This is a genomic window from Phreatobacter cathodiphilus, from assembly GCF_003008515.1.
Lineage (GTDB): Bacteria > Pseudomonadota > Alphaproteobacteria > Rhizobiales > Phreatobacteraceae > Phreatobacter > Phreatobacter cathodiphilus.
In genome coordinates this window covers 101,140-127,488 of record NZ_CP027668.1, presented here as the reverse complement: position 1 = coordinate 127,488, position 26,349 = coordinate 101,140, and the positions used below count along the sequence as shown (strand labels likewise).

Sequence of the window (26,349 nt, the reverse complement as noted above, 5' to 3'; positions counted from 1 at the left end):
CCCGTCATCCCGCCATTTTGCCGGGGTTCATCAGGCCGCGGGGGTCGACGGCCTGTTTCAGCGAGGCCATGAGCGCGAGGGCGGCGTCGCCGTGCTCGGCGGCGAGATATTTCATCTTGCCCTGCCCCACCCCGTGCTCGCCGGTGCAGGTGCCCTCCATGGCCAGCGCCCTCTCGACGATGCGGCCCATGAAGGCCTTGCAGGCCGCGACGCTCGCGGGATCGTTCTCGTCCATCAGCGGCAGGACGTGGAAATTGCCGTCGCCGACATGGCCAACGATGGGCGCGATGAGGCCGCTCGCCTCGATGTCCTTCTTGGTGGCGTCGATGCACTCGGCGAGCCGCGAGATGGGCACGCAGACGTCGGAGGACTGGCCCTTCCAGCCGGGCCTGAGCGCCATGGCCGCCCAGTAGGCGTCGTGGCGGGCCTGCCAGAGCCGCGTGCGGTCCTCGGCTTTGGCGGCCCACTGGAAGTCGCCGGCGCCGTAATCGTCGGCGATGGCGCGGAAACGCTCGACCTGTTCGGCGACGCCGGCTTCGGTGCCGTGGAATTCCAGCAGCAGCAGCGGCTTCTCGGGCAGCGAGAGTTTCGAATAGGCGTTGACCGCGCCGACCTGCACCTCGTCGAGGAGCTCGATGCGGGCCATGGGGATGCCGGTCTGGATGGCGACGATGGTGGCGTCGGCGGCGTCCTTGACGGTCGGAAAGGTGCAGGTGGCGGCCGAGATCGCCTCGGGGATGCCGTGCAGCTTCAGCGTGATCCTGGTGATGACGCCGAGCGTGCCCTCGGAGCCGACGAAGAGGCGGGTGAGGTCGTAGCCGGCCGAGGTTTTGCGGGCCCGGCGGGCGGTGTCGATCACTTCGCCGTTCGGCAGCACCACTTCGAGGGCGATGACGTTGTCCTTCATCGTGCCGTAGCGCACCGCGTTGGTGCCCGAGGCCCGCGTCGCCGCCATGCCGCCGATGGAGGCGTCGGCGCCGGGATCGATGGGGAAGAACAGCCCCATGTCGCGCAGATACTCGTTGAGCTGCTTGCGGGTGACGCCGGGCTCGACCACCACGTCGAGGTCTTCGGCGTGGACGGCGATGATGCGCTTCATCAGCGAGGTGTCGAGGGAGATGCCGCCGAAGGGCGCGTTGACGTGGCCCTCGAGCGAGGACCCCGTGCCGAAGGGGATGACCGGCACGTCGTGGGCGGCGGCGACCTTCATGACCGCGACGCAGTCCTCGGTCGACTCGGCGAAGACGACGACGTCGGGCGGCTGGTTCTCGATCCAGGTGAGGGTGTGGGCGTGCTGCTGGCGCACCGCCTGGGAGGTGACCGCCCGGTTGCCGAACAGGGACTGGAGCTCGGCGACGACGGCGGCGACGGTCTCCGGGCTCGGGCGGGTGCGGGTGGCGGGCATGGCGGGTCCTCGGTCGCCCCAAGGGTGGAGCGGGAGCGGACCTTAGGGGCTGGCGCGGCGCAGGCACAAGGGCCGGGGAACGAAGGCAGGATCGCGCGGGCGGTCCGTGTCATCGCCAGCTGGAGTACATGCCCCTCCCCCGCCCGGGCGATTGCCGGAGCCAGCCGCCATCGGCTAAGCCGGAGGCATGACCCAGTTCGACCTCTGCCCCGACACCGGCCTTGCGATTACCCCGCGGATGGCGATCCGGCCGGAGATGATCGACTACAACGGCCACGTGAACGTCGCCTTCTACGTCAAGCTGTTCGACGAGGGGCTGGACGTGCTGTTCGAGCGCATCGGCCTGTCGGAATCCTATGTGCGCACGCGCAACATGAGCTTCTTCGCCATGGAGATGCACGTGCGCTACCTGCGCGAGGTGCACCTGACCGATCCGGTGCAGGCGCGCATCCGCATCCTCGACCTCGACGCCAAGCGCATCCACTACTGGATGGAGCTCATCCACGCCGAGGAGCGCTGGCTGTCGGCGACGATGGAATCGATCTCGATCCACATCGACATGGCGACGCGCAAGCCGGCGCCCTTCCCCGACGACATCATGGCGCGGCTGGAGGACTGGCATCGCGCCAGCCAGGGCCGCGAGCGGCCGGAAGGCGTGGGTCAGGTGATCGGCATCCGGCGCAAGCCGTCCTGAGGACGGCCCGCGGGGTTCAGCGCGCGAAAGGCAGCGTGTAGGAGCCGCCAAGCGTCGTCAGGACGCCGGCGCGGCGCAGCTCGTCGGCGGAGACGAGGGTCTCGGCCTCGCGCGCCAGGCGCTCGGCGCGGCGGCGGCGGACATCGTTCAGGAAGCGGGCGAGGGTGGCGAAAAACATGATGCCCTCCAGGGGGCGTACGGGGTGACGCCGACGGCCGGTCCCGCGGGTGCAGGACCGGCCCAGTCGTGCGGCGCAGGATGGGGGCCTTCAGAGGCCCGACATCATGCTGCGGGTGCGGCGGACCATCTGGTCGCGGGTCAGGCCGTGGCGGGCGAGCTCGTCGTCCGACAGATGGGCCAGGTAGCCGTTGACGTAGGTGGAAGCGCGCAGTTCCTGGGCCTCGACGATGGCGTCGTAGATGGAACCCCAGAAGCCGCGCTTGCCCGTCGCCTTCTCGGCGGGGGCGGCGGAAGCGATCTTGTCGAGCGCAATGGTAGCCATGGTGGTCTCTCCTCTGAAAGAGTGGACGACCTCGAGGCTTCCTCCCTTTCGACAAGACCATTTTGTTGCAGTGCAGCGATTTTACAAGATTGTGCAGTGCACAACCAGCCTTGCATTCCGCGCATGGCTTGTGAAAACGAACTGTTAACGATCTGGATTCGCAAGTTTATTTCACGAACTCGAACCATTCGTCCTCGGTCATGACGGCGACCCCGAGGTCGCGCGCCTTGTCGAGCTTCGACCCCGCACCGGGGCCGGCGACCACGTAATCCGTCTTCTTCGACACCGATCCCGCGACCTTGGCGCCGAGCCGCTCGGCCATGGCCTTGGCCTCGTCACGCGTCATCTTCTCGAGTGAGCCAGTGAAGACCACGGTCTTGCCGGCGACGGGGGTGTCGGATTTCGGCTTTTCGGCCTCCTGCACCACGAGTTCGGCGACGAGGCGCTCGACCATGGCGCGGTTGCGCGGCTCGGCGAAATAGGCGGCGACGGCGTCGATGACGGCATCGCCGATCTGGTCGAGCGAATCGAGTTCATGGCGGGTTTCGGCATCGCCCTCGGCAAGGCGCACCGCCGCGTCGTGGAAGGCCTGCCAGGTGCCGTAGGCGCGGGCGAGGACGCGCGCCGTCGTCTCGCCGATGTGGCGGATGCCGAGCGCGGCGATCAGCCGGTCGAGCGGCACGGTGCGGCTCTGCTCGATGGCTTCGAAGAGGTTCTTCACCGAGAGCGCGCCGAAGCCCTCCTTGTCGCGCAGCTTCTTCAGGTTCTGCGCGTCGCGGCGGGCGAGGGTGAAGATGTCGGCCGGCTCGCGGATCGGCAGGTCGGGATCTGAGAAGAAGAAGGGCAGGCGTTCGGCCCCCAGGCCCTCGATGTCGAGCACGCGGCGCGAGACGACGTGGCGCAGCCGCTCCACGGCCTGGGCCGGACAGGCGAAGCCGCCGGTGCAGCGCCTCACCGCCTCGCCCTCCTCGCGGATGGCGGGGCTGCCGCAGGCCGGGCAGGTGGTTGGGAAGGCGTAGGGCTTTGCATCGGCCGGGCGCTTCTCGGCCACGATGTCGAGCACCTGCGGGATGACGTCGCCGGCGCGCTGGACGATCACGGTGTCGCCGACGCGGATATCGTGCTCGCGGAAGCGCTCGCCGTCGGTGCCGACGCCCCTGATGTAGTCCTCGTTGTGCAGCGTGGCGTTGGAGACGACGACGCCGCCCACGGTGACCGGGCGCAGCTTGGCGACGGGGGTGAGCGCGCCGGTGCGGCCGACCTGGATGTCGATGGCATCGAGGATGGTCGTCGCCTTCTCGGCGGCGAACTTGTGGGCGATGGCCCAGCGCGGCGAGCGCGAGACGAAGCCGAGGCGGGCCTGCAAGGCGAGGCTGTCCACCTTGTAGACGACGCCGTCGATGTCGTAGCCGAGGGTGGCGCGCTTCGCCTCGATCTCGCGGTAATGGCCGAGGAGGCCCTCGGCGCTGTCGCGCACGACGGTCAGCGGATTGGTGGGGAAGCCGAGTTCGCGGAACCAGCCGACCATGCCGGACTGGGTGTCGCGCGGCCGTTCCGGGCTGATCTCGCCCCACGCATAGGCGAAGAAGTGCAGCGGCCGCTCGGCGGTGATGCGCGGGTCGAGCTGGCGCAGCGAGCCGGCGGCGGCATTGCGCGGATTGGCGAAGGGCGGCAGGCCCCTCTCCTCCTGCCGGGCGTTGATGCGGCGGAAATCCGCGTGGGAGAGATAGACCTCGCCGCGCACCTCCAGCACGTCCGGGGCGCCCTTCAGCGTCTTCGGGATCTCGTCGATGGTGCGGATGTTTGCGGTGACGTCCTCGCCGACGGCGCCGTCGCCGCGGGTGGCGGCCACGGTGAGTTCGCCGCGCTCGTAGCGCAGCGAGCAGGACAGGCCGTCGATCTTCGGCTCGGCGGTCATGGCCACGGGCTCGTCGGCGCCGAGGCCGAGGAAGCGGCGCACGCGGCCGACGAAGTCCACCACCTCCTCGTCGGCGAAGGCGTTGGAGAGGGAGAGCATGGGAACGGCGTGGGTGACCTTGCCGAATTTGCCGGCCGGCGCCGCGCCGACCTTCCGGCTCAGGCTGTCGGCGGTCTTCAGGGCGGGAAAGGCGACCTCCAGCTCCTCGTAGCGGCGGCGCAGCGCGTCGTAATCGGCGTCGGTGAGGGTGGGGGCGTCGTCCTGGTAATATTGCCGGTCGGCCTCGGCGATGGCCTCGGCGAGGCGCTCATGCTCGAGGCGGGCCTCGTCGGCGGTCAGACTGTCGAGGGGGGCGTTGGGGGCGGGACGTTTCGACATCGGCGGGCTCGACCGGTTCGGGACCAGGCAGGCTCCCGTCATGCCCGGCGGAGCGCCGGCGGACAAGCCCGTCGGCGCCGCGACACGGCAGCAGTCAATCGACGATGCCGATGCTCATGCCGTGGGTCGCCGCCTGGCGGATCACCTGTTCCGGCGAGGGAAACCACATGGCGAGGATGCCGGTCATGCCGTGGCGGCGCAGCGCCGCGGGCGTCGCCGTCCATTCCTGCGCCAGCGACCGTACGCCGGAGCGAGGATCGCGCCGCCAGGGCGGCTGATAGGTGATGGAGCCGTCGACGCCGATCTCGCGGAAGAAGGCGCGGGTCTGCGACAGCAGCTCGCGCTCCTCGCCGTCGCCGAACAGGCCGCCGAAGGCGCCGGGCGCGATGCCGCCGTGGAAGATGAGGAGGCTCTCGGGCGCCACCGCCTTGGTGCGGGCAGCGGGGAAGAGGAAGTTGGCGCAGGAGGAGATGCAGTGGCTCTTCACCACGAGAAGCAGGCTGCGCAGGCGCAGGGCACGGGCGAGACGCAGCGAGGCCGTCACCTCGCCGCCGTCCGACGTGACGACCATGGCGGTGAGGCTGCGGTCGGCGAGGAGGGATTCGGCGCGGGCCGCGGTGGCGGCGTCGATGTCGCCGGTGAAGCAGAGGGCGGAGCCGGCGACGCGGATGTCGGTGACGGAGACGCACGCGGCGAGCGCCGCGGTCACGGCGGCGGGCTGGGCCCGGGCGGGGACGGGGCTGAGGAAGAGCAGGAGGGCGGCGAGGCATGCCAATGCCGGCGTCATCCTTCTCTCGCCCGTTGAGAGCCGGCCCCTCACCCTTCCCTCTCCCCGCAGGCGGGGAGAGGGGGACGTCGACGTCGCGGGAGTAGCCCATCGCTGGTGCCAGGCACGACCGCGTGATGCAGACGGCGCGACGCCGGGGCCCCCTCTCCCCGCCTGCGGGGAGAGGGAAGGGTGAGGGGCCATGGCGGCAGCAGGCCGGGGGATGCGCGACGGTGCGAGGAGAAACGGAACATGGATCATGCCGCCGTGATCCCCCCGAAACCCGGCGATCCGATGGCGCGGCTCACCCGACGGTGAGCAGCTTCTCGGCGGCGGCGCGGGCCTCGTCGGTGATGGTCTCGCCGGCCAGCATGCGGGCGAGCTCCTCGCGCCGAAGCTCGAAGCCGAGCGGCCTGACGCGGGTGGCGACGCGCTGGCCGGTCGTCTCCTTGGCGATGAGATAGTGGCGCGTCGCCTTGGCGGCGACCTGCGGCGCATGGGTGACGGAGAGCACCTGCACCTTGCCGCCGAGACGGGCGAGGCGCTGGCCGATGGCGTCCGCCACCGCGCCGCCGACGCCGGTGTCGATCTCGTCGAAGACGAGGGTCGGCGCCGAGCCCTGGTCGGCCAGCACCACCTTGAGCGCCAGCATGAAGCGCGAGAGCTCGCCGCCGGAGGCGACCTTCATCATCGGGCCGGGGCGGGTGCCCGGATTGGTCTGCACCCAGAACTCCAGGCGGTCGACGCCGTCGGCCCCGGTTCCGTCGGCGGAGAACTCGGTCGTGAAGCGGGCGCGATCGAGCTTCAAAGGCCCGAGCTCGGCGTTCACCGCCTTGTCGAGCTTCGTCGCCGCGGCCTTGCGCTTGGCCGACAGGACGGCGGCGGCCTTGCCATAGGCGGCCTCGGCGGCGGCGGCGGCCTTTTCCAGCGCCACCAGCCGGTCCTCGCCGGCGTCGAGGGCCGCGACGTCGGCGAGGTAGCGTGACGCGAGGTCGGCGAGGCCCTCCACCGGCACGGCATATTTGCGCGAGGCGGCACGCAGCGCGAAGAGCCGCTCCTCGATCCGCTCCAGCTCGCGCGGGTCGAACTCGGCGGCGCGCTGGGCGGCTTCCACGGCGGCGCGGGCGTCCTCGATGCGGTCCAGCGCCTCGCCGAAGGCCCGGACGATGGGCTCGACGAGGGCCGGCGCCTGGGCCGCGCGGCGCTCCAGCCGGCGCCAGGCGGCGGCGAGCGAGGGTACGGCGGAGGCGGGGCCGGCCAGCACCTCCATGGCCTCGGAAAGGTCGCTCGCGATCTTCTCCGCGCCCATCATCTCCTGGCGGCGGGCGGCGAGATCGGCCTCCTCCCCCGCCTCCGGCTTCAGCTTGCCGAGTTCCTCCACGGCGTGGCGCAGGAAATCGCCGTCGGCACGCGCCTTCAGGAGGCGGGCCTGCGCCTCCTCCACCGCCCTGCGGGCCTCGCGCCAGCCCTTCCAGGCGGCGCGGACGGCCTCGACCTCGGCCGCGAGCCCGCCGAAGGCGTCGACGACGGCGCGGTGGCTCTCCGGTTCGATCAGCGCCCGGTCGGCGTGCTGGCCGTGGATCTCGACCAGGGCGCCGCCGATGGCGCGCAGCACCTGCACGCTCACCGCCTGGTCGTTGACGAAGGCGCGGGTGCGGCCGTCGGCGAGTTGCACCCGCCTCAGGATCATGTCGCCCTCGGTGTCGATGTCGGCTTCCGCCGCGATGCGCCGGGCGGGATGGGCGAGCGGCACGTCGAAGACGGCGGTGACCTGGCCCTGGTCCTGCCCGTGACGGACGAGAGCGGCGTCGCCGCGGGCGCCGAGGGCCAGCGAGGTGGCGTCGAGCAGGATGGACTTGCCGGCGCCGGTCTCGCCGGTGAGCACGGAGAGTCCCTCGGCGAAGGTCAGATCGAGCCGGTCGATCAGGACGATGTCGCGGATCGAAAGCTGGACGAGCATGGGCGGTTCGCGAGTTCCCGGCAGCGGCTGGACGCGGAGGCCGGGAGATTCGGCCCGCTCCGCGCCCTCATGGGCTTAACGCGAACGGAGGCGGAACGGAAGCGTCAGCCGGTGATGCGGCGGAAGGCGCGGCTGATCCACGAGCCGGTGTCCTCGCGGGGCGAGAGGCCCTGGCCCTGGATCAGCGCGTAGCTGTCCTTGTACCACTGGCTGTCCGGGAAGTTGTGGCCGAGGACGGCGGCGGCGGTCTGCGCCTCGTTGACGATGCCGAGCGCCATGTAGCACTCGACGAGGCGGGCGAGCGCCTCCTCGACGTGGCGGGTCGTCTGGAACTGGGAGATCACCGTGCGGTAGCGGTTGATGGCGCCGGCGAACTGGCGGCGGTCGAGATAGTATTTGGCGACCGTCATCTCGCGACCGGCGAGCTGGTCGCGGGCGACCTCGACCTTGCGGCGGGCGGCGATGGCATATTCCGACTGCGGCCACTTGCGGGTGACCTCTTCCAGGACCACCAGGGCGCGCTCGGTGCGGGTCTGGTCGCGCTGGACGTCGGGGATCTGGTCATACTGCGCGGCGCCCATCAGGTACTGGGCATAGGCGGCGTCGTTGGAGCCGGGGTGAAGCTGCAGATAGCGGCGGGCCTGGTTGATCGTCTCCTCGTAGTCCTGCGCCTCGTAGTAGGAATAGGCGGCCATGACGAGGGCCCGCTTGGCCCATTCCGTGTAGGGATGGGTGCGGTCGATTTCCATGAACTTCAGGGCGGCGCGACGCCAGTCGCGGCGGTTCTGCAGGGCGATGCCCTCGTTGTAGAGCTTTTCGGCCGGCTCGTCGGGAAGGCTGGCCGAATCGACATTGCCGCCGAACAGGTTGCCGAAGGACGGAGCGTTGGCGCAGGCGCCGAGCGGGAGCGAGACCGCCAGAACCGCGGCCATGACCACCGCGCGCGCCGAAGCGCTGCGGGCGGGATGCGCCGAAAGGGCCTGATCCGAGGGCTGCCCATCCACGGGATGCTTCTGCACGGTCACGACCTTCCCACTCGACGTTATGACGCGGGCCGCGGGGCCCGGCACGGCTCATAACCGAATTTGAACCGTGGGGCTATCGCCCCGGCGCCACGTTCTGAAGCGGAGTTGAGGCCCAATTGGGGCAAGCGCTCAGTTGGCGTCCGGCCCGTAGGCGGCGACCGACACGCCGATATCGGCATGGCCGCGCTCGCGGCGGGCGGTCTGCTCGACGATGGCATAGGCCGTCGGGTCGGCGAAGAGCGCCTCGAGCAGCTTGACGTTCATGCGGTGGCCGCCCCGATAGGAGCGGAATCGGCCGATCAGCGGCGCGCCGGCGAGCGACAGGTCGCCGACCGCGTCGAGAAGCTTGTGGCGGACGAACTCGTCGCGGAAGCGCAGGCCCTCGGGATTGAGGATGCGGTCGTCGCCGACGACGACGGTGTTCTCCAGCGAGGCGCCGAGGGCCTTGTTGACGGCCCAGAGCCGGCTGACGTCCTGCATGAAGCCGAAGGTGCGGGCACGGGCGACCTCGCGGCGGAAGGCGCCGGCGTCGAGGTCCATGCCGAAGAGCTGACGGCCGATCATGGCGTTGTCGAAGTCGATCTCGACCTCGAGGCGCAGGCCGCGGTCGTGGGGATGCAGCTCGACCACGCCGCGCTCGGTCTCCAGCACGACCGACTTCAGCACCTTCACCATGCGGCGGGTGGCGTCGAGGGTGCGGATCCCGGCCTGGTCGATGGCGGCGACGAAGGGAGCGGCGGAACCGTCGAGGATCGGCATTTCCGGCCCGTCGACCTCGACGAGGCAATTGTCGATGCCGAGGCCGGCCAGTGCCGCCATCAGGTGCTCGACGGTGGCGACGCCGCCGCGTTCAGGCTTGCCGATGACGGTGGACAGGTCGGCCGAGGAGACGTTGCGGAAGACGGCGGGAATTTCGGCATGGTCCTGGTCGGAGCGCAGAAAGGCGATGCCGCTACCGGCCTCGGCGGGGTGCAGCGTCACCGACACCGCAGCTCCCGAGTGGACGCCGATCCCGTCGAGCTGGACCGCGTCGTGTAGCGTCGTTTGCCTGGCAGGCTTCATCATCGACCGTCTCTGCCACCCGAAAAGGAGGAGGTTCGTGAACCTCACCCGAGCGGGATGGCTCCATTCATGACCTGACGCGGTGGTCCAGATTGCGGGGGTGCCGATCCGGGATTTTGTTGCAGTGAAGCGAATCGCCCCACCGGTTCATCCAACCTCGTCGCGGCCGGACCATAAACACCCCCTCCGGGAGGGCCAAGTCACGGTTTATGTCGGACTGTTACCAGAATTCCGACGCATTCTCGAAACTGTGTTAACACCTTAAAAAGCGGGCGTTAACAAAAACTTACCCGGGTGGTTCACACCCGGGTAAATTGAAGCGCTGCAAGATTTGGTAACAATTCGGCCGAGCGGCCGAAAAGGCCTCAATTGGCCTGCCGGCGCAGGAAGGCCGGGATGTCCAGATGCTCGTCGTCGGCGCGCTGTTGCTGCGCTGCGGGACGGCCGTGGATGTCGAGGCCCGAGGGCTCGCGGCGCATCTGCGGAGCGGGCGCTGCCGGCATGCGGGGCGCCTGGGCGAGCGGGCGAGCCGGCTGCAGCGGCGGGGCGGCACGCGGCGCCGGAGCCGGAGCCTCGGCCGCCTCGGGCTTGCGGGTGAAGCCGATCGACTGGAGCTTCTCCATCAGCGAAGTGCGCTTGCGCTCCACCGGGTTGTCCTCGGCGCGGGAAGCCGGGGCGGGCTCGGCGCGAAGCTGCTGGCGGACGATGGGCGGCAGTTCGTCCGTCGTCGGCATGCGCACGGGGCGCATCGGCTTCTCGGCGGCCGGCGGGATGAAGTCGCGGGCCGGGATCGGCTCGTCGCGCGGCGGCATCAGCGGCTGGTCGAGCTCCACCGGGGCCTCGCGGAAGAGGGCGGGCTTGGCGACGACCGGCTGCAGGACGACCTCGCTCTCGGTGACGACGGCGGCAGGCGCCGGCGCCTCGGCAGCGGGAAGGTCGTAGATCTGCGGCTCGGCCTCGACGGGAGCCTGGGCGACCGGCTGCGGCGCGGGGGCCGGAGCGGGAGCCGGGGCGGGCTGCTGGAGCTGGGCCATGCGCTGGGCGCTCTGGCGCAGCTTGGCGGTCATCTCGGCGATGGTCTGGGTGTTGGCGCCCTGGGCCGACAGGTCGATGCCGGTGGCCACCACCGAGACGCGGATGGTGCCGTCGAGGGCGTTGTCGAAGGTGGCGCCGAGGATGATGTTGGCCTCGGGGTCGACCTCCTCGCGGATGCGGGTCGCCGCCTCGTCCACCTCGAAGAGGGTGAGGTCGTTGCCGCCGGTGATCGAGATGAGGAGGCCGCGGGCGCCCTTCATCGAGGTCTCGTCGAGGAGCGGGTTGGCGATGGCGGCTTCCGCGGCGGTGATGGCGCGGCGCTCGCCGGTGGCCTCACCCGTGCCCATCATCGCCTTGCCCATGTCGCGCATGACGGCGCGCACGTCGGCGAAGTCGAGGTTGATCAGGCCTTCCTTGACCATCAGGTCGGTGATGCAGGCGACGCCCGAGTAGAGCACCTGGTCGGCCATGGCGAAGGCGTCGGTGAAGGTGGTCCTCTCGTTGGCCACCCGGAACAGGTTCTGGTTCGGGATGACGATGAGGGTGTCGACCGACTTCTGCAGCTCGACGATGCCGGCCTCGGCCGTCTTCATGCGGCGCACGCCCTCGAAGTGGAAGGGCTTGGTGACGACGCCGACGGTGAGGATGCCGAGCTCGCGGGCAATGCGGGCGATGACCGGGGCAGCACCCGTGCCGGTGCCGCCGCCCATGCCGGCGGTGATGAAGGCCATGTGCGAGCCGGAGAGCTGGTCACGGATCTCGTCGATGACCTCTTCCGCCGCGGCCGCGCCGACTTCCGGGTGCGAGCCGGCGCCGAGGCCCGAGGTGACCGCGAGGCCCATCTGGATGATGCGCTCGGCCTTGGCCGAGGACAGCGCCTGGGCGTCGGTGTTGGCGACGACGAAGTCACAGCCCTGAAGGCCGCCCTCGATCATGTTGTTGACGGCGTTGCCGCCCGCGCCGCCGACGCCGAATACGGTGATCCGGGGCTTCAGTTCCCGAATGTCGGGCATCTTCAGGTTGATGGTCATCATGAGCCTCGTTCGAATCACTCACGCGACTGCCACGTCGCTTTTCTACTGTCGGTGCTTCGCCGGCGGCAACCGGCATCGCGTGCTCGGGTCCGGGCCGCATTGACGCGGCCGGAATGGTCTAGAAACTGTCCCTGATCCAACGGCCCACCCGGGTGAAGTAGCCGTCCGTCCCGGTGGCGGCGAGGAAGCGCCGCTGCGGTTCGAAATGCTCGGCACCCGCGATCTGCGGATAGACGGTGAGGCCGACCGCGGCGGCGAAGGGCGGACCCTTGGCGCTGTCGGGCAATCCGGTGATGCCGACCGGCCGGGCGACCCGGACCTGGCGGCCGAAGACCTGGGCGGCGAGATCGGCGAGGCCGGGAAGCTGGGCGCCGCCGCCGGTGAGGACGAGGCGGCGGCCGACTTCGGCGGCGGAGCCGGCGGCGACGAGGCGGTCGCGCACCATTTCGAGGATCTCGTCGATACGCGGGCGGATGATGCGGATGATCTGCGCCCGCGACACCGAATTGGGGATGTCGCGCTCGTCCTCGGAGATGGAGGGGACGTTGACGATGTCGCGCTCGTCCGACTTGGCGGCGAAACAGGCGCCGTTCAGCACCTTGATGCGCTCCGCGTCGGAGAGGCGCGTCGACAGGCCGCGGGCGAGGTCCATGGTGACGTGATGGGATCCCACGGCAACGGCGTCTGCATGGACGAAGTGGCCGCCGGCGAAGACCGACAGCGTCGTGGTGCCGGCGCCCATGTCGAGGCAGACCGTGCCGAGCTCGGCCTCGTCGTCGGTGAGCACCGCGAGGCCGGCGGCGAAGGGAGCGGCGACGAGGGCCTCCACGGTGAGGTGGCAGCGCTCGATGCAGAGCATGAGGTTGCGGGCGGTGGCGGCGTCGCAGGTGACGACGTGCATGTCGACGCCGAGCGAGGAGCCGAGCATGCCGCGCGGGTCCTTGATGCCGCGGGTGTCGTCGAGCCGGAAGCCGACGGGCATGGAATGGAGGACCGCCCTGCCCTGCCGCACCGAGTGGTCGGAGGCGGCCTGCAGCACGCGGTGAAGGTCCTGCTCCTGGACGCGGGGCGAGGGGCAGGTGACGCGGGCCTCGTACTGCTCCGAACCGATGCGGCCAGCGGAGACGGTGACGATGACGCGGTCGACCTGGACCTCGGCCATGCGCTCGGCTGCGTCCACCGCCTGGCGGATGGCCGCCTCGGCCTTGGCCATGTCGGCGATGGCGCCGGCCTTCATGCCGCGGGCGCGGGTGTGGCCGATGCCGAGGATTTCGGCCTTGTGGGTGCGATTCGGCAGGATGTCCGTGCCCTCGCGCGGACGCAGCCGCACGATCATGCAGACGATCTTCGAGGTGCCGATGTCGAGAACGCACATGATCGCCGAGCGCTTCGGCGAAATGGGCTTCATCTTCGGGGTCAGGCCGTGGCGGAAGGGCGCGGTCATGTGCGCAGGCCCTGCTGGGCGCGGCGGCGGGCACGCTCGCGGTCGCGCTCCTTGAGGGCCGCCTCGTGGGCCTTCATCGCGTCCTCGGACAGGCGGACGGTGACCCGGCCGGGAATGCGCATGTCGATCATGGTGACGTCGCGCGTCATCAGCCGGCGCTCGCCGTCGAGGCGGGCGAGGTCGACCATGGCACGGTCGAGATCGGTGTCGGGCAGGCGCACGTCGATTCCGTTCTTCAGTACGAGGGTCCAGCGGCGCTCGGCGACGAGCACGGCGGCGCGCACGACCTTGGCCACGTCGGGGTGATCGCCGAGCAGGCCGACGATCTCGCGGGCACGCTCGCCGGCACCCTTGCCGACGAGGAGCGGCAGATGCTGGAAGCGGGCATCGAGATGGTCGACGATGACGCGGCCGTCGGCGGCGATGACCTGGATGCGGCCGTCGAGCTGCCACAGCGCGAAGGGCTCGCGCTCGACCACCGAGATCATGATCTGGTCCGGATAGAGCTTCTGCACGGTGGCGTCGGCGATCCAGGAATTGGCCTTCAGGCGCTCGCGGGCCTGGTCGGCGTCGAAGAAGAGCACGGAGGTCTCGGGATGGACGCCGGCGACTTCCAGCACCTGGGCGTGGCTCATCTGGCTGTTGCCGGTGAGGCGGACGCCGCGCACCTGGAGGCCGGCGGCATTGGCGGCGCGGTCGCCCACCGAGAGCAGCGCCTCGTTGACGACGGGCCAGTGGCCGCCGCGCTGGACGCCGTAGAGGCCGGTGGCGGCGAAGAGGATGAGCGTGGCGACGAGGCCGGTGCGGCGCGGCAGGCGGATGCCGGCCATGCGGCTCGACAGGCGGCGCAGGCGCAGGCCGACGGCGCTCGGCCGGGCGTAGCCGTCGAACGCGGCTTCCCGGTGCGAGGGGGCGGCGGAGGACCGCAGCCTTTCGCTGGCCTGGGCGAGCGCGTCCGCCCCGGCTCCGGCGAGCCTGGCGGTCAACGATCGAGAGACGCGTCCAATACCATCCATTCGACCAGCTCGGCGAACGAGACACCTTCGTGAGCGGCCATGTCGGGGACGAGCGAAGTCCCGGTCATCCCGGGCTGCGTGTTGACTTCGAGGCAGACGAGCTGCCCGGTTCCGCCGGGCGTATCGTCGTATCTGAAGTCCGCACGGCTGACCCCTTTACAGCCGAGCGCCTGATGCGCTGCGAGGGACAGTCTTTGAACCTCAGAGTAAATATTTGGTTTAAGCGGCGCCGGAATCAGGTGCTTGGACCCCCCCGGGGCATATTTCGCCTCGTAGTCGTAGAAGGTTCCGGCGAAGGTGATCTCGATGACGCCGAGGGCGCGGTCACCCATTACCGCGCAGGTCAATTCCTTGCCGGCGATGAAGGGTTCGACCAGCACCGAGTCGCCGAGCGTCCACTCGGTGGAGTGCAGTTCCTGGGGCGGATGTTCGTGGTCCTTGGTGACGATGAAGACGCCGAGGGATGAGCCGTCGGTGTTGGGCTTGATCACGTAGGGGCGCGGCAGGAGGTGCTCGCGGGCGGCCTCGCGGCGCGGCACGATGAGCCCTCCCGGCACGGGAACGCCGGCCGCCGCCATGACCTTCTTGGCCATCGCCTTGTCCATGCATAGCGCCGAGGCCATGACGCCGGAATGGCTGTAGGGGATCTGCATCACCTCGAGGATGCCGGCGAGCGTGCCGTCCTCGCCGGGGCGGCCATGGGTGACGTTCAGCGCCACGTCCGGCTTCAGCTCGGCCAGGCGGAGCGCGATGTCACGGCCGACGTCGACGCGGGTCACCCGGTAGCCGCGGCTCTCCAGCGCGTCGGCGCAGGCGGTGCCGGAGGCAAGCGAGACCTCGCGCTCGGCGGACCAGCCGCCATAGAGGACGGCGACATGGGGTTTGGTCATGGTCACTCCTGAGCTCGCAGCCCTGCCGGCGCGGTCATGCGACCCGCGCCCGAATGTTGGTCATCACGCGATCGAGCGTTTGCTCGTCGAGGCGTCCGATGGGCCTGACGATGAGCTTGGGCTCGACGCAGACGATCTTGATGGTGCGGACGACGGACGGAATCGCCAGGCCGATGGCGCCATGGTCAGGCACAGTCACATCGAAGGGCATCGGAGGGTTTTCCGCCCCCGTTATCATCGCGAGCCAATAATATCCGGTCTCGGCCAGCGACATGTTGGAGAACACCAGAGCGGGGCGGCGGCGCTGGGCGTCGCCATCCGTGTAGGGAAAGGGCACCACCACGACCGAACCGCGCGGGAGGTATTGCCCTTCAGAGATCGGCATATCCCGCCTCGTCGATGGGGCTCGCCCATTCGGTGAAGGTGATGAAGGGATCGTCGATCAGATCGTCGTCCTTTTCGATCATGACCGCCTTGTCGGTGATCACGTAGCGTACGGTGTCGCCCGGACCGAGCTTGAGGTGATCGCGGACCGCGCGCGGCAGCACGGTCTGGCTCTTCGAGGAGAGCTTGGAGACATGCACCTTCCGAGCAGCCTTCGACATGGTGTCCTCCTGACGCGACGCGCTGGTGTGAGACATAGGGACGCCTCGACCTACAGTAAAGCGTCTTACGTCTTACCGCTTACCCCCACGCGCTTGATCTCCCATTGCAGCTCGACGCCGCTGGTCTCCCGCACCCGCCGACGCACCTCCTCGCCGAGCGCCTCGATGTCGGCGGCGGTGGCGGTGCCGGTGTTGATGAGGAAGTTGCAATGCATCTCCGACACCTGCGCGCCGCCGAGCCTCAGGCCGCGGCAGCCGGCGGCATCGATGAGCTTCCAGGCGGAATGGCCGGGCGGGTTCTTGAAGGTGGAGCCGCCGGTCTTTTCGCGGATCGGCTGCACCGTCTCGCGGTGATGCTGCACGGCCTCCATCCGCTCGCGGATGATCGCCGGGTCGGTCGGGACGCCCTCGAAGATGGCGGAGGTGAAGATCACCGGGCGGCCGACGTCGGACTTGCGATAGACGAAGTTCATGGCGGCATTGGAGAGGATCAGCGTCTCCCCCTCGCGCGTGACGGCGCGGGCCTCCACCAGCACGTCCTTCGTCTCGCCGCCATTGGCGCCGGCATTCATGGTCAGCGCCCCGCCGATGGTGCCGGGAATGCCGTAGTAGAACTCGAGCCCGCCGAGGCCGGCGGCGGCGGCCGCCTCGGCCACGCGCTTGTCGGGGGCGACGGCACCGGCGGTGATGCGGGTCCCCTCCACCGTCACCTCGCCGAAGCCGCGGGGGCGAAGGCGCACCACGACGCCTTCGACGCCGCCGTCGCGGACGATGAGGTTGGACCCGACCCCGACGGGCATCACGGGCATGTCGGCGGGAAGACGGGCGAGCAGATAGGCGAGATCGGCCTCGTCCTCGGGCGTGAACAGGACCTGGGCCGGCCCGCCGACGCGGAACCAGGTGAGCGGGGCCATCGGCTCGTTCGCGGCGAGGCGCCCGCGCAGGTCCGGCGCGAGGCTGCGGATCAGCGGCGTGATGTCGTCGAACACGGTCACTCCCGCGCCAGGGCTTCGAGCTCGCCCGGCAGGGCATAGGCCCATTGCGTGATGTTGCCGGCGCCGAGGCAGATGACGTAGTCGCCGGGCTTCGCCACCCCGGCGACGAGGCTCGCAAGCCGCGCCGGGCTCTCCAGCGCCACCACCGACTTGTGGCCGCGCGTCTTCAGGCCGGAGACGAGGTCGTCGCGGGAGGCGCCGGAGATCGGCTGCTCGCCGGCGGCATAGACGTCGGCGACGATGACGTGGTCGGCGTCGTTGAAGCAGGTGCAGAACTCGTTGAACAGCGAGGCGAGCCGCGTGTAGCGATGCGGCTGGACGATGGCGATGACCTGTTTGTCGGTGGAGGCGCGCGCCGCCTTCAGCACGGCGGCGATCTCCACGGGATGGTGGCCGTAATCGTCGAAGATGGTGGCCCCGTTCCATTCGCCCGTGCGGGTGAAGCGGCGCTTGACGCCGCCGAAGCCGGCCAGCGCCTTGCGGATCTGCGGACCGGCCATGCCGAGTTCACGGGCGACCGCGATGGCGGCGGTGGCGTTGAGAGCGTTGTGGCGGCCGGGCATGGGCAGGACGAGATCGTCGATCTCCTCGACGAGGGCGCCGGCGCGGTCGCGGAACTGCACCTTGAACCGGCACTGGCCGCCGGTGAGGTCGACGTCGATGAGGCGAACGTCGGCCTGCGGGTTCTCGCCATAGGTGACGACGCGGCGGTCGGCGATGGCGCCGACCATGTCCTGCACCACCGGATGGTCGATGCACATGACGCCGAAACCGTAGAAGGGCAGGTTCTCGATGAAGGAGCGGAAGGCCGTCTTCACCGCGTCGAAATTGCCGTAATGGTCGAGGTGCTCCGGATCGATGTTGGTGACGATGGCGACATCGGCCGGCAGTTTGAGGAATGAGCCGTCGCTCTCGTCAGCCTCGACCACCATCCAGTTGCCGGCGCCGAGGCGGGCATTGGTGCCGAGCGCGTTGATGATGCCGCCATTGACGATGGTGGGATCGAAGCCGCCGGCGTCGAGCAGGGTGGAGACCATCGAGGTGGTCGTCGTCTTGCCGTGGGTGCCGGCGATGGCGACGCAGGACTTCAGCCGCATCAGCTCGGCGAGCATCTCGGCGCGGCGGACCACGGGAATGCGCTTCTCGCGGGCGGCGACGAGTTCGGGATTGTCCTTCTTGATGGCGGTCGAGACCACCACCACCTCGGCCCCGCCGAGATTCTCCGCCGCGTGGCCGATGGTGACGGTGGCGCCCCGATCCTTCAGCCGCTTGATCGTATAGCCCTCGGCGGCGTCCGACCCCTGCACCTTGTAGCCGAGGTTGAGCAGCACCTCGGCGATGCCGGACATGCCGATGCCGCCGATGCCGATGAAATGGATGGGTCCGATGTCGCGGGGCAGTTTCATGGGGCGTCTTCTTGCGGATTCGGAGGGTGCGGTCAGAAGCTGGAGAATGATGGCTGCATCAAGTCAGTGCGAAGCCATCATCCGATCCCCGCGGTCTTCATCACCAGGTCGGCGAGGCGGTCGGCGGCGTCGGCATGGCCCTGGGCGCGCGCTGAGGCCGCAGCCGCGGCGAGCGGCGCGGGATCGGCGAGGAGCCGGGCAAGCTCGCCGGCGAGCCAGGCGGGGGCGAAGTCCGCCTGCTTGACGACGGTCGCCGCGCCGGCCGCGGCCAGCGTCGCGGCGTTCATCAGCTGGTCCTGGTCGAGGGCGTGCGGCAGCGGCACGAGGATCGACGGCCTGCCGATGACCGAGAGCTCGGCGACGGTGGAGGCCCCCGAGCGCGCGACAACGAGATGGGCTCCTGCCAGGCGTTCCGGCAGGTCGACGAAGAAGGGCGCGACCTCGGCGGCGACGCCGAGCCGGGCATAGGCTGCCTCGACCGCCGCCTTGTCCTCGGCACGGGCCTGCTGGACGAGGTGGAGGCGGGCGCGCAGGCCGGCGTCCACCTGTTCGAGCGCGGCGGGCAGGATCTCGCTCATGACGCGGGCGCCCTGGCTGCCACCGAAGACGCAGAGCCGGAACGGCCCGCCGGCCACCGGTGCGTCATAGGGCGTCCCCGCCGCCGCGATGACCATCGGGCGGACGGGGTTGCCGGTGAAGGTCGCCTTGGCGGCGAGCGGCGGGTCGCCGTCGAGCACGCCGGGGAACGAGGTGGCGATGGCGGTGACGCGCGGCGCGAGCTGGCGGTTGGCGCGCCCCATTACGGCGTTCTGGTCGTGGATCAGGGTCGGCACGCCGAGCTGGGTGGCCGCGAACATCGGCGGCAGCGTGGGATAGCCGCCGAAGCCGATGACGGCGGCGGGCTTCAGCACGCGGATGATCTTGCGGGCGTGGAGATAGCCGCTGCCGAGGGCGAAGAGCGTCTTCGCCAGCGCCAGCGGGTTCTTCGATGCGATGGTCGCCGACGAGACGATGTGCGTGGCGCGGGCGGGAAAGGCGCGGCCGTATTTCTCGGCGCGCTCGTCGGTGACGAGATCGACGAGGCAGCCGCGGGCGGCGAGCGCCACCGACAGGGCTTCCGCCGGGAAGAGATGGCCGCCGGTGCCGCCGGCGCAGACGAGGATCAGGGGCTGCGCCATGTCAGGCCCGGCTCGCCTGGTAGTGGCTGAGTTCGGCGAGCGTTTCCGCGCGAGGGCGCCGCCTCGTCAGGGCGATGAGCATGCCCATGCCGAAGGCGAGCGCGATGAGCGAGGAGCCGCCATAGGAGACGAAGGGCAGGGTCATGCCCTTCGGCGGAATGAGATGCAAGTTGACCATCAGGTTGATGCAGCTCTGCAGGCCGAAGAGCATGGCGAGACCGGCGACGGCGAAGCGGCAGAACGGGTCCTCGTCCTTCAGCGCGTGGTTCAGAGAGCGCAGCACCACGAAGGCGAAGAGGGCGATGATGACGAGGCAGAGCACGGCGCCGAACTCCTCCGCCGCCACGGCAAAGATGAAGTCGGTATGGCTGTCGGGGATGATGCGCTTCACCGTGCCTTCGCCCGGACCCTTGCCGAACCAGCCGCCCTGCTGGAAGGCGTCGATGGCGACGTCCACCTGGAACGTGTCGGAGGTGCCGGGCTCCATGAACTTGTCGATGCGGCGGCGCACGTGCGGGAAGGTGAAATAGGCGGCGGCGATGCCCGCGGCGCCGACACCGGCGAGCCCGAAAACCCAGAGCCAGCGCATCCCCGCCATGAAGAACAGCGCCGCCCAGACGGCGATGATGAGCGAGGTCTGGCCGACGTCGGGCTGCAGGATCAGCGGCGTCACGGTGGCGCCGAGCAGCAGCATGGCGAGGAGGTTGGCCGGCATTTCCGGGCGCTTGGCGCTCTCGGCGAAGAGCCAGGCGGCGAGCACCACGAAGGCGGGCTTGAGGAACTCGGAGGGCTGCAGGCCGATGCCGGCGAAGTTGAGCCAGCGCCGTGCGCCCTTGATCTCGGCGCCGACGAAGAGCGTGGCCACCACCAGCACCAGGGCGCCGAGGAAGGCGACGAAGGCGAGGCGACGGATCCAGTAGGGCGAGAGGAAGGAGGTGGCAATCAGGACGATGGCGGCGGGCACGAGGAAGAGGACCTGCCGGTTGACGAAATGGAACGTGTCGAGGCCGATGCGGTGGGCCACGGCGGGGGACGCGGCCAGCGACAGGACGATGCCGGCGAGCATCAGCCCGAACAGGGCCGAGAGCAGGAGGCGGTCGACGGTCCACCACCACTCGCCGAAGGCCGTGCGTTCAGCCCTGGAGATCATGCCCGGTCCCCGTCCCAAGTGAGATCGCCCGCAGAACGGGCCTTCAGGAAATCTAAAGGCCGCCGCTCAACGCTTCGTTAACTGCGCGGGGGGCGGGAGGCCCGATTGCCAGTCGGCCGGACGGCCTGCACGACGGAAGTGAGTCCTTCGAGGCTCGCTTCGCTCGCACCTCAGGATGAGGACGGCTGAGCGTTGCATCGACGCCAGCCAGAGGGGAGGCGTGCCGGTCGCGCTCCTGCGGCCCCTGATGCAGTTCGATTCCGTCCTCATCCTGAGGTGCGAGCGAAGCGAGCCTCGAAGGACGCACTCCGCTGATGCCACGTCGTGGTCATGCGCTCACACCTTCACCACTCCCGGCATGGCGAGCACGAGGTCGCGGAAGGCGGTGCCGCGCACCTCGAAATTCGGGAACTGGTCGTAGCTGGCGCAGGCCGGCGAGAGGAGCACGACGGGATCGGCGGCACCCTCCGCCGCGGCGTCCGCCGCCGCGAGGGCCACCGCCTTGTCGAGGGTTCCGGCGATCACATGGGGATGGGCGCCGAGGGTCTTGGCAAAATCCTCGGCCGACTTGCCTATCAGATAGGTCTTGCGGATGCGCGGGAAGAAGCGGGCGAGCGGGGCGATGCCGCCCTCCTTCGGCGTGCCGCCGGCGATCCAGTAGACGTCGGAGAAGGCTGCGAGGGCCTTCTCGGCGGAATCGGCGTTGGTCGCCTTGGAATCGTTGACGAAGAGCACGCGGCCGATGCGCCCGACCTGCTCCATGCGGTGGGCGAGCCCGGGGAAGGTCAGCATGGCCCGAACGATGGCGTCGTGCGTGAGGCCCAGGGCCTCGCAGGCGGCATAGGCGGCCATGGCGTTCTGGGCGTTGTGGGTGCCGCGCAGGGCACCCGCGGCGGCGATGGAGAAGCGGCGGACCACGGCGCCGGCCTCCATGCGCAGGATGTCGGCGCCGTCGAGACAGAGCCCGTCGGCGACGGGATTGCGGATCGAGATGCGCACGGTGCGGTGCCCGGCCCGCTCGGCGCGGTCCGCCATGGCCTGGCAGTGGCGGTCGTCGATGCCGAGGATGGCCGTGCCCCCCGGCTGCACACCGGCGACGAGGCGTTCCTTGACGGCGGCATAGAGGTCCAGCGTGCCGTGGCGGTCGAGATGGTCGGGCGTCACGTTGAGGCAGATGCCGACCAGGGGGTCGATGGAGGGCGTCAGGTCGATCTGGAAGGAGGAGCACTCGACGACATGGCTGTGGCCGGCGGCGGGGGGGGCGAGCGACAGGACCGCGGTGCCGATATTGCCGCCCATCTGCGGGTCGCGACCGGTCTCGGCGAGGATGTGGGTGATGAGGGCGGTGGTCGTCGACTTGCCGTTGGTGCCGGTGATGGCGACGAAGGGCGAGCGAGGCGCGGTGGCGCGGCGCTCGCGGCAGAAGAGCTCGATGTCGCCGAGCACCTCGACGCCGTTGGCGCGGGCGAGGCCGACGCTCCAATGCGGCGCAGGGTGGGTCAGCGGCACGCCGGGGGCGAGCACCAGGGCGGCGATGCCGGACCAGTCGATGTGGCGGAGGTCGGCGGTCTCGTGTCCGGCGGCCTCGGCTTTCGCCAGAGAGGCGGGGCTGTCGTCCCAGGCGACGACACGGGCGCCGCCGGCCGCCAGCGCGGCGCAGGTGGCGAGGCCCGATCCGCCGAGGCCGAAGACGGCGACTGTGGCGCCGCGGTAGGTGGTGACGGGGATCATGTCACCGCAGCTTCAGCGTGGACAGACCGGCGAGCGCCAGGACGAAGGCGATGATCCAGAAGCGCACCACCACCTGCGGCTCCGACCAGCCCTTCTTCTCGAAATGGTGGTGGATCGGCGCCATACGGAAGACGCGCTTACCGGTGAGCTTGAAGGACACGACCTGGACGATGACCGACACGGCCTCGAGCACGAAGAGGCCGCCCACCACCAGCAGCACGATCTCGTGCTTCACCGCCACGGCGATGGTGCCGATGAGGCCGCCGAGGGCGAGCGATCCGGTGTCGCCCATGAAGATGTGGGCCGGCGGGGCGTTGAACCAGAGGAAGCCGAGGCCGGCGCCGATCAGCGCGCCGATGATGACGATGATCTCGCCGGTGCCGGGCACGTGGGTGATCTGCAGGTAATTGGCGAAGAAGGCGTTGCCGGAGAGATAGGCGATGACGCCGAAGGTGCCGGCAGCGATCATCACCGGCACGATGGCGAGGCCGTCGAGCCCGTCGGTGAGGTTCACCGCATTGCCGGAGCCGACGATGACGAAGGCCCCGAACAGGATCATCAGGTAGCCGATGTTGATCGACAGGTCCTTGATGAAGGGGAAGAAGATCGAGGTGTTGAGCGGCTCGCGGGTGACCATCATCACGGCGGTGACGGCGAGGCCGGCGATGAGGAATTCCAGGGCGAGGCGGGCCTTGCTGGAAAAGCCCGCATGGGTCTGCTTCGTCACCTTGAGATAGTCGTCGTAGAAGCCGATGGCGCCGAAGCCGAGCAGGACGAAGAGCAGGATCCAGACATAGGGGCTGCGCAGGTTCGCCCAGAGCAGCGTCGCCACCAGCAGCCCCGACAGGATCATCAGCCCGCCCATGGTGGGCGTGCCCTTCTTGGCGAGGTGCGTCTCCGGGCCGTCGGCGCGGATCGGCTGGCCCTTGCCCTGCTTCAGGCGCAGGAGCTGGATCAGCCCCGGACCGAACAGGAAGACGAAGATCAGCGCCGTGAAGATGGCGCCGCCGGTGCGGAAGGTGATGTAGCGAAAGATGTTGAGCGGCGAGAAGACGCCGGAGAATTCGGCAAGGAAGGCGAACATCGTTGTCGTCGTCTTTCGTCCGTCGCGCCGCGAAGCCGGCAAGCGAATCACCACCGCCGCCCCCGGTGTGGTTCATGTCGATATGCCCTGCCGCGGGACGGACGCAAAGCCCGCCGCCGTGGCGGATCAGGTGGCGCCCTGGTGCTCGTCGGCAGGAACGGGCGGGAACTTCTGCTTCAGCGTCTCGACCAGCGGCGCCATGAGGCTGCCGCGCGATCCCTTGACCATGGCGACGTCGCCGGCGCGCAGGGCGCGGATCACGAGGGGCCCGAGTTCGGCCGAGGTGGCGGCCCAGGCGCCGCGGCGGTGCGGCGGCAATGCCCTCCACAGGCTCTCCGTCAGCGGGCCCGAGCAGAAGACGAGGTCGATGCCGGCCTTGTCCAGCGGCTCGGCGAGGCCGGCGTGGAGGGCCGGCCCCTCGGGCCCGAGTTCCAGCATGTCGCCGAGAACGGCGATGCGGCGGCCCTCAGGACCCTTCGGCGCGGTGCCGAGCACGGCGATCGCCGCCCGCACCGAGACCGGGTTGGCGTTGTAGCTCTCGTCGAGCAGCGTGAAGGAGCCAGAGGCGAGGCGGCGCTGGGTGCGCTCGCCGCGGCCGGCCACGGCCCGCGTTTCGCCGAGGGTGAGGGCGGCGACGGCGAGATCGGCTCCCGCGAGCTTCGCCGCGGCGAGGACGGCGAGCGAGTTCATGGCGAGGTGGCGGCCGGGCGATCCCAGCTTGTAGGTGACGTCCGTCTCCATGATGCGGGCGGAGACGGTCGAGCAGTCGGCGGCGAGGACGACGCGCAGCAGCCGCACGTCCGCCTCCTCGTGCTCGCCGAACGTCACGATGGTGTCGATGCCGGCGGCGCGCGCCGCACGGGCGAGGCGTTCGAAATGGCGGCTGTCGCGGGGCAGGACCGCCGCGCCCCCGTGCTCGACGCCGGCGAAGATCTCCGCCTTGGCGTCGGCGATGGCCTCGATGGTGCCGAGGTTCTCGATATGCACGGCCTCGACATTGGTGATGACGGCGATGTCGGGCTTCACCATCCGCGTCAGCGGCGTGATCTCGCCGGCATGGTTCATGCCGATCTCGAAGACGCCGAACTGGCTGCCCGCCGGCATGCGGGAGAGCGTCAGCGGCACGCCGATATGGTTGTTGAAGCTCTTCGGCGGCGCATGGGTTCGGCCCTCGCGCGAGAGGACATGGGCGAGCGCCTCCTTGGTGGAGGTCTTGCCGATGGAGCCGGTGACCGCGACGATCTTGGCGGCGGTGCGGGCGCGGGCGACGATGCCGGCCTTCTCCAGCGCCTTCAGCGGGTCTGCGACGACGATATAGGCGCCGGGAGGCGCGGTGGCCGCCCAATCCTGCGAGACGACGGCGAGCGCCGCGCCCTTGTCGAGCGCCGCCTGCACGAAGGCATGGCCGTCATGGGCGTGGCCCTTGATGGCGACATAGGCTTCGCCCGCGGCGAGGGTGCGGGTGTCGATCGACAGGTCGGAGACGGTGGCAGCGGGGGCGCCGACCAAGCGGCCGCCCATGGCGCGCGCCAGCGCTTCGGTGGTCCACAGAGGCTGCTGGCTCATGCGGCCGGCCCTTTCACGGCGGAGGGAGAGGAGAATTCGCGGATCGCGGCGGCGGCGACCTCGTGATCGGAGAAGGGCAGCGTCACCTGGCCGACGATCTGACCGGTCTCGTGGCCCTTGCCGGCGATGACCAGGAGGTCGCCGGGCGAGAGATCGCGGACGGCGGCGCGGATCGCCTCGGCGCGGTCGCCAATTTCCTCGGCACCGGGAGCCGCCGCCATGATGGCGGCGCGGATGGCGGCGGGGTCCTCGGAGCGGGGATTGTCGTCGGTGACGATGACGCGGTCGGCCTTTTCCACCGCGATGCGCCCCATCATCGGCCGCTTGCCGGGATCGCGGTCTCCGCCGCAGCCGACCACCACCACGAGGCGACCGGTGGCGAAGGGGCGCGCGGCGTCGAGCACGGTCTCCAGGGCGCCGGGCTTGTGGGCATAGTCGACGACGACGGGGGCGCCATCCTTCGCGCCGACGAATTCGAGCCGGCCCTTGGCTCCCTCGAGCCCGGCGAGGGCTGAGAAGGCGCGCTCCGGTGCGACGCCGCAGCCGATGGCGAGGCCGGCCGCGAGGAGGGCGTTGTCGACCTGGAAGCGGCCGAGTAGGGGAATGCGGATGGCGCGGCGGGCCCCGAAGGCCTCGATCTCGACCCTCTGGGCCGCGCCGTCGATGGCCTCGGAGAGGATGGCGATGCCGTCCGGCGCCAGCGCCGGATCGCGGCCGATCACGATCAGCCTCTGCCCGCGCGCCCTGGCCGCGGCGATGAAAGGATCCCCCTCCGGGCCCGCCATGACGACGGCCGTGCCGCCGGGCGGCAGGAGTTCGGTGAAGAGGCGCAGCTTGGCGGCGCGGTAGGCCTCGACCGTGTGGTGATAGTCGAGATGGTCGCGCGACAGGTTGGTGAAGCCGGCCGCCTGGATGCGCACGCCGTCGAGGCGGTGCTGGTCGAGCCCGTGGGAGGAGGCCTCGAAGGCGACGTGGGTGACGCCCTCGCCGGCGAGGGTGTCGAGGGTCTCGTGCAGCGTCACCGGGTCGGGGGTGGTCAGGCCGCCATAGACCTTGCCGGAGGGGCGGACCACGCCGACCGTGCCGATGGAAGCGGCGGCATGGCCCTCCGCCGCGAAGATCTGCCGCAGGAAGGCGGCGACCGAGGTCTTGCCGGAGGTGCCGGTGACGGCGGCGATGGTGCCTGGCTGGCGGGCGTGGAAGCGGCTGGCGGCAAGCGCGACGCTGAGGCGCGCGTTGGCGACGGCGACGACGGGCACGCCGCCCACCTCGGCCGGCGCATCCGCCCTGTCGGTGACGACGGCGGCGGCGCCCGCGGCGGCGGCGGCCTGCGCATAGGCCATGCCGTCGGTCTTCTCGCCCCTCAGCGCGAAGAAGAGGGTGCCCGCTGCGACCGCCCGGCTGTCGGCGGTGATACCGGAGACGGCGAGAGACGAAAGCCCCGGCGGCGTCTCCTCGGCGAGCAGGGATCGAAGGGTTTGGGAAGGCATGGGGCGCGGTGATCT

General features: G+C 70.0%; 23 protein-coding genes. 1 reads left to right on the top strand and 22 read right to left on the bottom strand.

The features are described 5' to 3' along the window. Positions 1 to 4 precede the first annotated feature (4 nt). Positions 5 to 1,405: an FAD-binding oxidoreductase gene (locus C6569_RS00620; protein ID WP_106747030.1), complete on the bottom strand. Its 1,401-nt coding sequence runs from the start codon at positions 1,403 to 1,405 to the stop codon at positions 5 to 7. Positions 1,406 to 1,592: 187 nt separating this feature from the next. Between C6569_RS00620 and C6569_RS00615 the strand changes: the two genes are divergently transcribed. Beyond that, positions 1,593 to 2,099, top strand: coding sequence for a thioesterase family protein (locus C6569_RS00615; protein ID WP_106747029.1), 507 nt, complete (start codon positions 1,593 to 1,595; stop codon positions 2,097 to 2,099). Between the two features lie 16 nt (positions 2,100 to 2,115). On the opposite strand, the gene C6569_RS21835 is transcribed toward C6569_RS00615, so the two are convergent. The 21 genes from C6569_RS21835 to C6569_RS00515 all read right to left on the bottom strand — a co-directional run bounded on the left by C6569_RS21835 (position 2,116) and on the right by C6569_RS00515 (position 26,334). Next, positions 2,116 to 2,277, bottom strand: a complete 162-nt coding sequence (locus C6569_RS21835; protein WP_181313862.1) for a hypothetical protein — start codon at positions 2,275 to 2,277, stop codon at positions 2,116 to 2,118. 90 nt (positions 2,278 to 2,367) lie between these two features. Beyond that, a complete protein-coding gene (locus C6569_RS00610; RefSeq protein ID WP_106747028.1) occupies positions 2,368 to 2,601 on the bottom strand; it encodes a hypothetical protein in 234 nt (77 codons plus the stop codon). Positions 2,602 to 2,767: 166 nt separating this feature from the next. Further along, positions 2,768 to 4,897: an NAD-dependent DNA ligase LigA gene (gene ligA / locus C6569_RS00605; protein WP_106747027.1), complete on the bottom strand. Its 2,130-nt coding sequence runs from the start codon at positions 4,895 to 4,897 to the stop codon at positions 2,768 to 2,770. Between the two features lie 94 nt (positions 4,898 to 4,991). Beyond that, entirely contained in the window at positions 4,992 to 5,684 is a 693-nt protein-coding gene (locus C6569_RS00600) for a hypothetical protein (RefSeq protein ID WP_146144694.1), read from the bottom strand. Positions 5,685 to 5,967: 283 nt separating this feature from the next. After that, positions 5,968 to 7,623 carry a DNA repair protein RecN gene (gene recN, locus C6569_RS00595; RefSeq protein ID WP_106747025.1) on the bottom strand — a complete coding sequence of 552 codons (1,656 nt, stop codon included), beginning with the start codon at positions 7,621 to 7,623 and terminating at the stop codon, positions 5,968 to 5,970. 104 nt (positions 7,624 to 7,727) lie between these two features. Beyond that, positions 7,728 to 8,642 (bottom strand): outer membrane protein assembly factor BamD, encoded by a 915-nt coding sequence (locus C6569_RS00590; RefSeq protein WP_245898195.1) that lies wholly within the window; start codon positions 8,640 to 8,642, stop codon positions 7,728 to 7,730. A gap of 135 nt (positions 8,643 to 8,777) precedes the next feature. Then, positions 8,778 to 9,710 carry a UDP-3-O-acyl-N-acetylglucosamine deacetylase gene (gene lpxC / locus C6569_RS00585; RefSeq protein ID WP_106750818.1) on the bottom strand — a complete coding sequence of 311 codons (933 nt, stop codon included), beginning with the start codon at positions 9,708 to 9,710 and terminating at the stop codon, positions 8,778 to 8,780. A gap of 365 nt (positions 9,711 to 10,075) precedes the next feature. After that, positions 10,076 to 11,776 carry a cell division protein FtsZ gene (ftsZ, locus tag C6569_RS00580; protein WP_106750817.1) on the bottom strand — a complete coding sequence of 567 codons (1,701 nt, stop codon included), beginning with the start codon at positions 11,774 to 11,776 and terminating at the stop codon, positions 10,076 to 10,078. A gap of 121 nt (positions 11,777 to 11,897) precedes the next feature. Further along, complete coding sequence (gene ftsA, locus C6569_RS00575) at positions 11,898 to 13,223, bottom strand: cell division protein FtsA (protein WP_245898194.1); 1,326 nt, start codon at positions 13,221 to 13,223, stop codon at positions 11,898 to 11,900. After that, a complete protein-coding gene (locus C6569_RS00570; protein WP_181313861.1) occupies positions 13,220 to 14,209 on the bottom strand; it encodes a cell division protein FtsQ/DivIB in 990 nt (329 codons plus the stop codon). Before C6569_RS00570 ends, ftsA begins: the two co-directional genes overlap by 4 nt. Continuing rightward, positions 14,206 to 15,129 carry a D-alanine--D-alanine ligase gene (locus C6569_RS00565; RefSeq protein ID WP_106747023.1) on the bottom strand — a complete coding sequence of 308 codons (924 nt, stop codon included), beginning with the start codon at positions 15,127 to 15,129 and terminating at the stop codon, positions 14,206 to 14,208. The genes C6569_RS00570 and C6569_RS00565 overlap by 4 nt, the downstream gene beginning before the upstream one ends. A 34-nt stretch (positions 15,130 to 15,163) precedes the next feature. Continuing rightward, the gene (locus C6569_RS00560; protein ID WP_106747022.1) at positions 15,164 to 15,514 is read right to left on the bottom strand and encodes a type II toxin-antitoxin system PemK/MazF family toxin; all 351 of its coding nucleotides are present in this window, start codon (positions 15,512 to 15,514) and stop codon (positions 15,164 to 15,166) included. Continuing rightward, a complete protein-coding gene (locus tag C6569_RS00555; protein WP_106747021.1) occupies positions 15,501 to 15,734 on the bottom strand; it encodes an AbrB/MazE/SpoVT family DNA-binding domain-containing protein in 234 nt (77 codons plus the stop codon). The genes C6569_RS00560 and C6569_RS00555 overlap by 14 nt, the downstream gene beginning before the upstream one ends. Before the next feature lie 65 nt (positions 15,735 to 15,799). Further along, positions 15,800 to 16,774: a UDP-N-acetylmuramate dehydrogenase gene (gene murB, locus C6569_RS00550; protein ID WP_106747020.1), complete on the bottom strand. Its 975-nt coding sequence runs from the start codon at positions 16,772 to 16,774 to the stop codon at positions 15,800 to 15,802. Next, positions 16,726 to 18,135 carry a UDP-N-acetylmuramate--L-alanine ligase gene (murC, locus tag C6569_RS00545; RefSeq protein ID WP_106747019.1) on the bottom strand — a complete coding sequence of 470 codons (1,410 nt, stop codon included), beginning with the start codon at positions 18,133 to 18,135 and terminating at the stop codon, positions 16,726 to 16,728. Before murC ends, murB begins: the two co-directional genes overlap by 49 nt. Positions 18,136 to 18,212: 77 nt before the next feature. Continuing rightward, on the bottom strand, positions 18,213 to 19,313 hold the full coding sequence (gene murG / locus C6569_RS00540) for an undecaprenyldiphospho-muramoylpentapeptide beta-N-acetylglucosaminyltransferase (RefSeq protein ID WP_106747018.1): 1,101 nt from the start codon (positions 19,311 to 19,313) through the stop codon (positions 18,213 to 18,215). Position 19,314: 1 nt separating this feature from the next. Further along, entirely contained in the window at positions 19,315 to 20,463 is a 1,149-nt protein-coding gene (gene ftsW / locus C6569_RS00535; RefSeq protein ID WP_106747017.1) for a putative lipid II flippase FtsW, read from the bottom strand. A gap of 336 nt (positions 20,464 to 20,799) precedes the next feature. Further along, positions 20,800 to 22,194, bottom strand: coding sequence for a UDP-N-acetylmuramoyl-L-alanine--D-glutamate ligase (gene murD, locus C6569_RS00530; protein WP_106747016.1), 1,395 nt, complete (start codon positions 22,192 to 22,194; stop codon positions 20,800 to 20,802). A gap of 1 nt (position 22,195) precedes the next feature. Continuing rightward, on the bottom strand, positions 22,196 to 23,278 hold the full coding sequence (mraY, locus tag C6569_RS00525) for a phospho-N-acetylmuramoyl-pentapeptide-transferase (RefSeq protein ID WP_106747015.1): 1,083 nt from the start codon (positions 23,276 to 23,278) through the stop codon (positions 22,196 to 22,198). 126 nt (positions 23,279 to 23,404) lie between these two features. Further along, entirely contained in the window at positions 23,405 to 24,844 is a 1,440-nt protein-coding gene (locus tag C6569_RS00520) for a UDP-N-acetylmuramoylalanyl-D-glutamyl-2,6-diaminopimelate--D-alanyl-D-alanine ligase (protein WP_106747014.1), read from the bottom strand. Continuing rightward, positions 24,841 to 26,334 carry a UDP-N-acetylmuramoyl-L-alanyl-D-glutamate--2,6-diaminopimelate ligase gene (locus C6569_RS00515; protein ID WP_106747013.1) on the bottom strand — a complete coding sequence of 498 codons (1,494 nt, stop codon included), beginning with the start codon at positions 26,332 to 26,334 and terminating at the stop codon, positions 24,841 to 24,843. The genes C6569_RS00520 and C6569_RS00515 overlap by 4 nt, the downstream gene beginning before the upstream one ends. Positions 26,335 to 26,349 lie beyond the last annotated feature (15 nt).